The organism is Paenibacillus sp. FSL L8-0340 (assembly GCF_038593145.1).
Lineage (GTDB): Bacteria > Bacillota > Bacilli > Paenibacillales > Paenibacillaceae > Paenibacillus_AQ.
Window position 1 is genome coordinate 3,060,581 of sequence record NZ_CP151967.1, and the last position, 10,616, is coordinate 3,071,196.

At 50.3% G+C, this 10,616-nt stretch carries 11 protein-coding genes; 8 read left to right on the forward strand and 3 right to left on the reverse strand.

The annotated features are described in order from the left end of the window. Positions 1-212: 212 nt before the first annotated feature. From NST07_RS13650 to NST07_RS13670, 5 genes are all read left to right on the forward strand, one after another. Positions 213-2,225, forward strand: a complete 2,013-nt coding sequence (locus tag NST07_RS13650) for a diguanylate cyclase (RefSeq protein ID WP_341092410.1) — start codon at positions 213-215, stop codon at positions 2,223-2,225. Between the two features lie 139 nt (positions 2,226-2,364). Further along, positions 2,365-3,252, forward strand: a complete 888-nt coding sequence (locus NST07_RS13655; RefSeq protein WP_342481741.1) for a hypothetical protein — start codon at positions 2,365-2,367, stop codon at positions 3,250-3,252. Positions 3,253-3,350: 98 nt separating this feature from the next. After that, positions 3,351-4,466, forward strand: a complete 1,116-nt coding sequence (locus tag NST07_RS13660) for an aminopeptidase (RefSeq protein WP_038590487.1) — start codon at positions 3,351-3,353, stop codon at positions 4,464-4,466. Positions 4,467-4,570: 104 nt separating this feature from the next. Beyond that, positions 4,571-4,816, forward strand: a complete 246-nt coding sequence (locus NST07_RS13665; protein ID WP_038590490.1) for an HPr family phosphocarrier protein — start codon at positions 4,571-4,573, stop codon at positions 4,814-4,816. Positions 4,817-4,964: 148 nt separating this feature from the next. Continuing rightward, the gene (locus NST07_RS13670; protein ID WP_038590492.1) at positions 4,965-5,267 is read left to right on the forward strand and encodes a YlaN family protein; all 303 of its coding nucleotides are present in this window, start codon (positions 4,965-4,967) and stop codon (positions 5,265-5,267) included. A 105-nt stretch (positions 5,268-5,372) separates the two neighbouring features. On the opposite strand, the gene cax is transcribed toward NST07_RS13670, so the two are convergent. Further along, the gene (gene cax / locus NST07_RS13675; protein WP_341092414.1) at positions 5,373-6,443 is read right to left on the reverse strand and encodes a calcium/proton exchanger; all 1,071 of its coding nucleotides are present in this window, start codon (positions 6,441-6,443) and stop codon (positions 5,373-5,375) included. 155 nt (positions 6,444-6,598) lie between these two features. On the opposite strand from cax, the gene NST07_RS13680 reads away from it, so the two are divergent. Beyond that, positions 6,599-6,964 (forward strand): Asp23/Gls24 family envelope stress response protein, encoded by a 366-nt coding sequence (locus tag NST07_RS13680; RefSeq protein ID WP_019911482.1) that lies wholly within the window; start codon positions 6,599-6,601, stop codon positions 6,962-6,964. A gap of 130 nt (positions 6,965-7,094) precedes the next feature. Here NST07_RS13680 and ftsW read toward each other — a convergent pair whose 3' ends face one another. Further along, positions 7,095-8,339, reverse strand: a complete 1,245-nt coding sequence (ftsW, locus tag NST07_RS13685; RefSeq protein ID WP_341092416.1) for a putative lipid II flippase FtsW — start codon at positions 8,337-8,339, stop codon at positions 7,095-7,097. Then, complete coding sequence (locus NST07_RS13690; RefSeq protein ID WP_341092417.1) at positions 8,336-8,683, reverse strand: YugN family protein; 348 nt, start codon at positions 8,681-8,683, stop codon at positions 8,336-8,338. Before NST07_RS13690 ends, ftsW begins: the two co-directional genes overlap by 4 nt. A gap of 239 nt (positions 8,684-8,922) precedes the next feature. Here NST07_RS13690 and NST07_RS13695 point away from each other — a divergent pair, with 239 nt between their 5' ends. Continuing rightward, entirely contained in the window at positions 8,923-10,092 is a 1,170-nt protein-coding gene (locus NST07_RS13695) for a M20 family metallopeptidase (protein WP_341092418.1), read from the forward strand. Between the two features lie 77 nt (positions 10,093-10,169). Next, complete coding sequence (locus NST07_RS13700) at positions 10,170-10,601, forward strand: CBS domain-containing protein (RefSeq protein ID WP_341092420.1); 432 nt, start codon at positions 10,170-10,172, stop codon at positions 10,599-10,601. The last annotated feature ends 15 nt before the right edge of the window (positions 10,602-10,616 follow it).

Consider the following 10,616-nt stretch of genomic DNA (forward strand, 5'->3'; position numbering starts at 1 on the left):
TTGTTCAACAATAAATATTATATGAAAACAACAGTTAAAGTCAAGTGCATCTTTAAGGAGATTTTGTCTATCTTTGTCGTTAGTTCTTTGGTCCTAAAAAAAATCCCTGAAATCAGGAAAATATAATGCAATACAGGAAAAAAGAGAGTAAAATATAGCTAATTAGATGTTATCGGAAGATTAATAATATGAGACGCAAAGGGGATCCGCTTATGTCAGTTCAGGAAGCATACGGCCGCAAAGACACTCGTATGCTGTTGCAGGACACTATGCAATCAAGCGGAGATATGATAGATCCCGCCGCATGGCTCAGGGAAACGGATATTGTATCCTATGATTTCCCGTATGCAGCCAATTTGATTGCGGAAAGCTTCGGGGACTGGCGTGGACTGGCTGTTCCTCCCTTCGCGGAATCATGGAACTGGGGTCTGCTGGATTCTGAAGGGAAATGGATTGAACCTTTAGACTCAGATGCCGGCAATATCCGGGAGGAGGGCTGGGATGCGCAATGGGCGGAAGCCGCAGGGCTAAGCCTGCTTTCCGGAGAGGCCAATGCCGTCCCGGAGCAGAAGAACGGACAAGCTGTGTACCTTTTGACCTTGCCGGTGTTTACCCGAGGTCAACGGGAAATCTTTGCTCTGCTTGCCTGTTCCATGACTGCCGTGGAGTATGAGCAGGGTGGAAAGAATACGGCTGAAGCAATGGCCATGCATTTCCAGACCTGCTTTTACCGCAGGTTTGAGCATGTTTTTGTATCAGATCTAGCGGGAGTGTACCAGCATGCCGAGCGGGAGAGTATCCGCCGTTCGCTCCTGTTCCAGATTGTCCAGCGGATGCACGACAACATTGATGTTGATGCCGTACTTACCGAGGTCATTGAGAGTATTGCCGCGATGTATCCGGGTGCCAGACTGGAGCTGTTTATGTCACAGGACCACCGCAGCACGCATCCGCAGGTAAAGCCGCTTCCGCTGCTTTGGGATAGTGATGATGTCTGCGCGCGTGCCTTCAAGGACGGCCGGGTAGCACTGCATGCCGGGCGCGAGGACAGTCAGCATGTGGAGGTCGGCCTCCCGCTCGGAGGGAAGCAGGGCGTGTACGGTGTCTTCCATATGATTATGGATAAACCGGTTTTTTCGGAGGTTGACCTGCGTTTCCTCTCGATGGTTGCCGATACGGCCGGGACAGCGTTTGAGAATGCCAAGCTGTATGAACGCTCCAACCAGCTTATTCGTGAATTGCGTATGAGCAATGAAATGACACAGCGTTTGAACCAAAGCCTGCGGCTCGGTGATATTTTTCAGTATGCCTTTGAAGAGCTGCTGGAGATGTTTGCTGCCGATTATTGCTGCATTCTGCATATGAATGAAGAGAAAGGCGGGCTGGAGGCGATTGCCTGCAATCATCTTCCGCTGCGCAATGAACTTATAGAAGTAGGGCAGGGGCTGGGAGGCAATGTCTACACTACAGGTGAGCCGATCATTTTGTCGGACTATTTAAATACGCCGGGACCCTCTTCGAAGCTCATGGACGCAACTTGCTCGCAGTCGCTGATTGCCACCCCCCTTAATGTAGGCGGAGAAGTACGCGGTGCAATTATGCTTGCCCACCGGGAACCGTATTTCTTCTCCTATGACAGCTTTAGGCTGCTGCAGGCGATGGCGGGCCACATCGGGCTTGCTGTAGGAAACGCCCGGCTGCATGCTGAGGTGCGGTTCCTGGCCAACCGTGACAGTCTCACCGGTCTTTATGCCCGCCATTACCTGGATGAGGAGATCAAGGAGAGGCAGACGTCGGACTTCTGCGGTTCTTTGATTGTCGTTGATATTGATCAGTTTAAGACGGTCAATGATACCTATGGCCATCAGAAGGGGGACAAAATTCTGAAGCAGGTGAGCGAAATTGTGAAGTCCTCCATCCGCCAAGGCGATATCGCTGCCAGATGGGGCGGGGAGGAGCTGGCGGTCTATTTGCCGCAGCTGGGGGTGCAGCAGGCTTTTTATGTAGCCGAACGGATCCGCAAGCGGGTAATGGGTGAGACCGAGCCTCGTGTTACTGTATCCTGCGGCATCGCGGAATGGAGTTGGACAGATGAACGGGTGAGTGTGGAGTCGCTGTTCTACAGGGCCGATATGGCACTTTACGAAGCGAAGAATAACGGCCGCAATCAGGTTGTCATTGATACCAAGAAAGTGGATAATACGGCAAAGAATCCTCTCGCCTGACGGCGGGGATTCTTTTTTTTGAAAAATATATCAAAGTATAAGCCCGGGCAGCAGGGGGAACCTATTATTAATTGTTCACCCGGGTACTTCTATTTGGCCTCGGCTCCGCCTCCGGGTGAATTTGTAGGAGCAACTACATTTGACCGGGAAAGGCTTGAACACGATGAAATTACCTTTATGGCGGCGCGAGACGATCCTTGTAGTTCTATCTTTATATTGCCTGCTATGCAGCGGCTGTGGGGCCATTTCGGATAAGCCTGCTGACCAGGAGCTGAGTCTCGTTCTGGCCGGGATGGATGGTACGGACGGAGTATCCTTTGAAGGTGCTGCTGCATTACTGCTGGGAGGGAAGCCGGTTGAGCAATCGGCGCTCTATTATGGTGGAAAGGTTGCAGATCACAACAAGGTAAGTCTGTATACTTTGCTGCCGGATGAGAATGGGAAGACCAAGTCAGCGGCTAAAGCTGGTCTGAAAAAGCTTGAACAGAGACAAACTCCCGAGGCATACTACACGCAATTGGAGAAAAAGGATGGGGAATGGACAATGCTGACCGGTACTCCAGCAGCGAATGCCGGTAATCCGCTTCCTGCGCTCAATCCGCTGCTTCAGCTGGAAGAACTGGAGGGCAATGAGAAAAAGGTAACGAAGCGGGCAGGAGCCGCCAGAGGGACCAAAGAACTTCGGATCGAGCTGACACCAGGAGAGGCAAGGAAACAGCTGTCTGCCGAACTGGAGAGAGAGATGCTGCTGATCCGTCCGTCCGGTGACAGCAAGCCACAGGAGGCCGCAGGCAAGCCCAAACAGGTCAATGAGGCAATGATGGCATTATGGGAGCAGAAGGACGAGGAGCTGCGGCAGAGGCTCAAGCAAGCCGAAATTTCATCGGTGTATTATCTGAAGGTGGATGTGAAGCGCAATCTGCCCAAGCGGCTGACCTGGACCCGGAAGGTAAACTATCCATCTGCTGCAGGAAGTGACGCCGAAGAAACCTACATCACCAAAGTTGATTTTTATGGTTACCGGTGAAGCAGAGCTGACTGACCATGAGATCTTGCGCTCTTAAGCGGGCGTGCTACAATAGAATAGTATGCTTATTTTTAGTGATGAGGAAGGAAGAGAGAAGAATGAAGGATCCAAGAATTCAAAAGCTTGCGGCAAACCTTGTAGGGTATTCCGTAAATGTGCAGCCGGGCGAGAACGTGCTCGTTGAAATGATCGGCAGCGAAAGAGATCTAATTAAAGCTGTTGTGGAGGAAGTCGGCAAAGCCGGTGGCAACGCATTCGTGCAGCTGACGGACCGGACTGTTCTGCGCAGCATGCTTCAATATGCTACCCGTGAGAGTCTGCAGACCTGGGCAGAGATTGATCTGAACCGGATGAAGCAAATGGATTGTTATATCGGTATCCGTGCAGGAGAGAATGTCAATGATCTGGCTGATGTGCCGGAAGAGAATATGAAGCTGTACAATTCCCTATATTCCCACCCGGTACATAGTGAACAACGCGTGAAGCACACCAAATGGGTAGTTCTGCGCTATCCTAATGCGAGCATGGCCCAACTGGCGAATACGACTACGGAAGCATTTGAAGACTTCTACTTCGAGGTGTGCAACCTGGATTATGCCAAAATGGACAAAGCGCAGGATGCGCTTGCTGAGCTGATGCGTGCAACCGATAAGGTGCGTATCGCGGGACCTGGAACAGAGCTCACGTTCTCCATTAAGGGCATCGGTGCAGAGAAATGCTCCGGCCAAAAAAACATTCCCGACGGCGAGGTTTACAGCGCTCCAGTTCGTGATTCCGTCAACGGCACGATCAGCTACAACGCTGCGACACTTTATAACGGTGTGACTTTTGAAAATGTAAAATTCAAATTCGAGAACGGCAAAATTGTCGAAGCGTCCAGCAATGATACGGTTCGCTTGAACGAAATTCTGGATTCCGACGACGGCGCACGCCATATCGGTGAATTTGCCATTGGCTTCAACCCCTACATTCTCCATCCGATGAAGGACATTTTGTTCGATGAAAAAATCGCCGGCAGCTTGCATTTCACCCCGGGCCAGGCTTATGATGTGACTGATAATGGCAACCGCTCGTCCATTCACTGGGATCTGGTGCTGATTCAGCGTCCGGAATACGGCGGCGGAGAAATCTATTTTGATGATGTGCTGATCCGCAAGGATGGTATCTTCGTTATTCCGGAACTTCAAGGTCTGAACCCGGAAAACCTGAAATAAGATGTAATAAAAAGAAAACACCTTGCGCGAGTAAGCGGATTCAATGTATCATGGAATTGATTAGAAAAGACTTTGTTCCATAATCAAGTTGCGGAGGGATTCCTATGTCCAGTAACAATGCGGCAATCGTGGATATTGCCCAAACGGCAAGCCAGTTCAACTCTTCTATCGTTCTTCAAGCGGACAACAAGTATATTGATGTTAAGAGTATTCTTGGGTTGTTCACTACTCTGGTCTCCAGCCAAAGCTACGAGCTTCATGTTCATGGCACAGATGCCGAAGAAGCGAAAAAAGCAATGAGTGAAGTTTTTGCCAAACACGGTTTGAATTTTACAGTTGTTGCGGAGTAATCTACTATTTCCGAAGACGTCCTGCCCTTGCGGTGGGGCGTTTTTATATATATTAAAAACTGAATTCTTGTATTGGGTTCGGATTTCGACTAATATTAAACTAAATAGCATTTGCAGCTGTAACTTTTGGACATGGGGGGGAAAATGCATGACTTCATCGGATTTGCAGGAACAGCTTAATCTTAAAGCGATCACTCTTCTACAAGAAGATGCCGATAAAATTCAGAAGCTCATCGAAGTGCAGATGGAGAATCTGGCGACTCGTTACTGCCCTCTCTATGAGGAAGTGCTGGATACCCAGATGTACGGCTTCTCCAAAGAGGTCGATTTTGCGGTCAGAGCGGGACTGGTGCCTGAGCAAACGGGCAAGCTTGTGCTGAGCGAGCTGGAACGCAATTTGGCCGTGTTGTACGAAGCTCTGAATAAGAAGGCGGAAGAGCGCGAGCTGTAAGCCAAGTCTCTAACCATTTATAAAAACGCACATGAGGACCGCCGGGCCGCTCATGTGCGTTTTTTGTTTTGTATGAAGTGTAGCAGCTTCCGGCGGGGGTCAACCTTATACCAGGTAGAAAGAGACACCTAGAATCATATAAACAACGAGCAGCAGAAGTCCTTCGTACCAGTTGGTCGCACCGTCCTGTATGATCGATTTAGCAATAAACACAGAGACGGCGATGGCGACGATCTCGATGATGGTGAACACAATATCCATCGTATCGCCCATAAAGTAGCTGGCAAAGATCAGAACGGGGGCTACGAACAAGGCAATCTGCAGGCTGCTGCCGACGGCGATCTCCACGGCGGCGCCGATCTTGTTCTTCATCGCCAGCATGATCGCGGCACTGTGCTCCGCGGCGTTACCGATAATCGCCACAAGGAATGCACCAACGAACAGCTCACTGAACCCGAAACGTTCGGTTAAGGTCTCCAGTGTACCCACCAGCCATTCACTGACGAAAGCGACCATCACTGTAGCCAGTACAAGATAGAGAATGGATTTGTTCTTCGACCAGATGGGCGCGTGCTCGTTCGGCAGCTCTTCGTCGCCGTCCACAGTGACATCCTCCAAGTATTTCTTGTGTGTTATCATGGAGAAGACCAGCCAGGCGATATAAGCAGCGATAAGCAGCCCAGCGACAACAAGACTTAGCACATCGGTGTCCTTCTCCGTGATGGAGTGGGTGTTGAAGAACATGGCGGGAACAAACAAGGCAATGACGGCCACGATCATCAAGGAACCGTTCAGCCCGGCCAATGTGACATTGAAATTCTGAACCTTGAATTTCATGCCGCCGGCAAAGATGCTGAGCCCGAGAACGAGCAGCAGATTACCGATGATCGAACCGGTGAGAGAGGCTTTAACCATGTCATACAGCCCTTCCTTGACCAGGAAGAAGGCGATGATCAGTTCGGCCGCATTGCCGAAGGTTGCGTTAAGAAAACCTCCAAGCCGCTGACCGGCGTAATGGGCTACGCTTTCTGTGGCCCGGCCCAGGAAACCTGCCACAAAAATAACGGCGATGGCAGATACCACGAACTGAAGGGTGTGGTCCCAATCTGCATAGTGACCAATTGCGCTAAGTAGGAAAGTAATGACCATTAGCGAAGGTGAAATCCATTTTTTCAAGTGTGGCACACTCCAGTCTTGTATATGTAGGTTGAATTCATAATTCAATATAACCAAATTGATCCAGTGTGTAAACGGGCATGATAGAATGTCATTTGCTTTTTAGCCTGTTTTCGAATTACAATAATTGATAATGAGTGTAGGGGGGATATGGCATGGCGGAACAACTTCAATTGGAAATGGGAAACATACGGATATCAAATGATGTCGTCTCGAAAATTGCCGGCTTGGCTGCCTTGGAGACTCCGGGAATTGCGGCCATGTCAGGCGGCTTGTCAGAAGGCTGGGCTAAGCGTCTGAGCGGTAAAAACGTGCAAAAGGGTGTTACCGTTGAAGTGGGACAGCTTGAAGCAGCCGTTGATTTGCGTATTATTGTTCTCTATGAAACTCCGATCCACGAGGTATGCCGGATGCTTCAGCAGAATGTGCGCGAAGCAGTGGAGAGCATGACAGGGCTTCATATTGTTGAGGTTAATGTCAAAGTAGAAGGCGTAGCCTTTAAGAATGACGAAATTTCGTAAGCGGTTATTCCCGTCTCTCCAAGTGAGTCGCGGGGCATGACAAAAAGGCAGTCCGGGAGGTTCTCTCCGGACTGCCTTTTTGTATAATAATTTATATGCTTCACTCTATAAATTATCCTTCTATGTACCCTTAGCGGGCCCGGATACCTCTGACGGTGGTTACAGATTTCGTGACCTCCTCCTTGGCGGGACGGTTGGTTTCTCTCGAAATGCTGAGCATGATTCCCATGCACAGCATGGAAACAAGCAGAGAGGAACCTCCATAGCTGATGAAAGGCAGGGTTACCCCCGTCAACGGAATCGTCTTCGTCACCCCGCCGATGTTGACAAAGGCCTGGATGGCAATCAGCCCCATGACTCCGATGCCGACGAGTGTGCCGAAGGGATCGGTGCACCTGAGTGCAATCAGAATGCCTCGCCAGATAAAGTACAGATACAGCAGGAGAAAGATCGAGGTTCCAACAAACCCAAGCTCCTCCCCGATTATCGCAAATATAAAGTCAGTATACGGATATGGCAGGTAATGAAGTTTCTGCACGCTTTGTCCAAATCCGGAGCCTGTAGTTCCGCCTTCTCCGAGGGCAATCAAAGACTGCATGATATTATAGCCGCTGTCTGAAGCATCTTGAGAGGGATCCAGGAAGGCTGAAATCCGGTCTTTTCTGTAATCATTGGCGGCCATGTTCTCACTTGTAGGCGGGGACAAGGAATCAATCGCTGTCTTTGCCCCCATTACAAGTCCAACCCCCAGCACTAGCAAGGCGATTGAACCGAGAATATGCTTCATACTGGCCCCCCCGGCATAAATGACAAGCCCGCTGGTAGCTATCAGAATAAGACAGGAGCCTAGATCCGGCTGCATCATAATCAGACCGGCCACAATTCCCACAATGACCATCACCGGAATATAACCGGTGCGCAAATCCCTCAGCCGCTCGCCTTTTTTGGAAATAAGTGCAGATAAATAAAGGATAATTGAGAGTTTGGCCAGCTCGGTAGGCTGGATGCCCAGCTTCCCGATGCTCAGCCAGCTTTTTGCACCGTTGATACGCTCCGTAAAAGCCACTACAAGCAGCAGAATCAAGGTAAGGATGAAGATGGGCACGTACCACTTTTTGAATTTGCTGTAATGGATATTCATGACCGTAAACATGACGATGGTTCCCAGTACGACAAAGACAACTTGTTTTTTTACAAAATACAACGAATCATTGCCGAATTTATGACTGGCCAGGGTGAGACTGGAGCTGGCGCTGAAAACCATAACCAGTCCAAAGCCGACAAGGAGCAAAGTGAGAATAAGCAGTTGGAAGTCGGGTGTTCCTCTTTTGGGCAGGCTGACTTTTTTGGTTGTCTTTCCCTTTACGCTACTCAAGCTTCCAACAGCTCTTTCAGTTCATGTATCCGCTTGGCGGCAGTGTCCAGTACAGGCTGCGGCACAGGGGAAGTATACTCCAGGCCATGGGGAAAGGTTGCTTTACCCAAGTAAACGGCTTCAATGGTAAGTATGGTCTCCGGCTTTTCCAGCTTTCCTTCGACAGCGCGCGTATTGATCCGCAGGAAGTATTCTCCGCCGTTCTGCTGATCTTCGATCTTACAGTCGTAAGTGGCGCGATAGTATTCCCATTGCCAGCGGATGAACCCGGCCTTAGCCGCGCTTTCGTCCAGATAGAGAAGATCGCTTTTCAATCCTACGAGGCCCGTGTTCTCAAATATCATAGCGCACATATCCCCTTTATGAAGTATAATGATTATTTCTGATCGCAATTATAGACGTCTACCTCATGATAGTATGTTTCCCAAGGTTGCGCAAGGGCAGGCGGGGCCTGGAGATACCCACTTTTTTGCGTTTCTGCTACAATAAAAGAAATATAGCTCTTTGCGGCTGGGATATGAAGATGCGAAGCGCTTGCTGTCTTGGCCGGAGCGGGTTATCGGGAGAAGGGAATGGAGTGAATATGGACAGGTTAGCAATTGAACAGCTGCTGCCGGAAATGGTGGAATGGCGCCGCCATCTGCACCGTCATCCGGAATTGTCGTACCAGGAGAAGGAGACGTCAGCTTATGTAGCGGCCAGATTGGCTGAATTCGGAATTGAGGTAAGAAGAAGCGGAGCCGGTTATGGACTGACAGGAATCCTTAAGGGAACACGGCCAGGCAAAACTGTGGTTCTGCGCGCGGATATGGACGCCCTGAATATCACGGAGGAGAACGGCAGCGAGTATGCCTCACAGAATAAAGGGGTCATGCATGCCTGCGGCCACGACGGGCATACAGCCATGCTGCTCGCCGCTGCTTCGTATTACAGCAACCGCCGTGAAGAGATCACAGGAGAACTGCGGTTTCTGTTCCAGCCGGCGGAAGAGATTTGCCCCGGCGGAGCGCAGGGCATGATTGCCGAAGGCGTGCTGGAGGGGGCAGATGCTATCTATGGTCTGCATCTATGGACTCCGCTTCCACTGGGCACCATCGGCAGTGCGCCCGGACCGCTAATGGCTTCTGCGGATGAGTTTTTTATTGATATTACCGGCAGAGGCGGACACGGCGGCATGCCCCATCGCACCATCGACAGCATTGTGGCTGGTGCAGCGCTTGTCACTGCACTGCAAAGCATTGTCAGCCGTTCCGTTGATCCGCTCTGTCCCGCTGTTGTCAGCGTAGGAACGATTCAGGGAGGTTCTGCCCAGAATATCATCGCGGAACGCTGCCGGATAACCGGAACGGTGCGCGCGTTTGATGAGGAGACGCGGTACTTAATCCGGCGGAGAATTGAAGAGCTTACAGCCTCTATAGCTGCAGCATATGGTGCGGAATCCAAGCTTGACTACCTCATGGGGTACCCGCCGCTTGTCAATCATGAAGCGGAATTCAACCGTTTTTTCCGCGTGGCTCCTAAGGCACTAGGTGATTCCGCAGAGGTTGTCCATATGGAGAAGCTTATGCCGGCGGAGGATTTCTCGTATTATGTCAAAGAGATTCCCGGCTGTTTCATCTTTGTGGGTGCTGGCAATCCGGATAAAGGGGCGGTTTATCCGCATCACCACAGCAAATTCGATTTTGACGAAGAGGCCATGCTGCATGGAGCCAAGCTGCTGGTGGCGATGGCTGATTCTTGTCTGAACGAATAATCTTTTGCCGTATAATTTGAATACATTTGGGAAACCTACTCCCGTATAACATAGCGATATGACAGGAGGAAGGTTTAATGAAGACAGTCAAAGAGGTAATGACCACGCGCACTGCTACGGTTACACTGCTCGATAATCTATATGAGGTTGCCGTTAAGATGAGAGACTATGACACCGGATTTGTTCCTGTCGTTGATTCTAATGATGGAGAAACATTAATTGGCGTAATTACAGACCGGGATCTTGTGCTTAGAGGTTATGCGGACAAGCATTCAGGGTCAACCTCCGTGGAAACGGTGATGAGCAAAGAGGTCATCACTGTTTCCGAATCTGCATCTGTGGATGAGGCGGCTGAACTAATGGCTTCAGCACAAATCCGCCGCCTGCCGGTGGTCCAGGGGAAGAAGCTGATCGGCATCGTATCGCTTGGCGATTTGGCGGTAAAGCGTATCTTCGCGGACGAAGCGGGAGAAGCGCTCAGCGAAATCTCGCAGCGGCAGCTGCACTGAATAGTAATACAAGGG

Coding starts and splice junctions, on each gene's coding strand:
- NST07_RS13695 (WP_341092418.1), top strand. CDS start 8,923: ATGGACAGGTTAGCAATTGAACAGCTGCTGCCGGAAATGGTGGAATGG.
- NST07_RS13665 (WP_038590490.1), top strand. CDS start 4,571: ATGTCCAGTAACAATGCGGCAATCGTGGATATTGCCCAAACGGCAAGC.
- NST07_RS13690 (WP_341092417.1), bottom strand. CDS start 8,683: ATGATATTTGAGAACACGGGCCTCGTAGGATTGAAAAGCGATCTTCTC.
- NST07_RS13700 (WP_341092420.1), top strand. CDS start 10,170: ATGAAGACAGTCAAAGAGGTAATGACCACGCGCACTGCTACGGTTACA.
- NST07_RS13680 (WP_019911482.1), top strand. CDS start 6,599: ATGGCGGAACAACTTCAATTGGAAATGGGAAACATACGGATATCAAAT.
- NST07_RS13660 (WP_038590487.1), top strand. CDS start 3,351: ATGAAGGATCCAAGAATTCAAAAGCTTGCGGCAAACCTTGTAGGGTAT.
- NST07_RS13650 (WP_341092410.1), top strand. CDS start 213: ATGTCAGTTCAGGAAGCATACGGCCGCAAAGACACTCGTATGCTGTTG.
- NST07_RS13670 (WP_038590492.1), top strand. CDS start 4,965: ATGACTTCATCGGATTTGCAGGAACAGCTTAATCTTAAAGCGATCACT.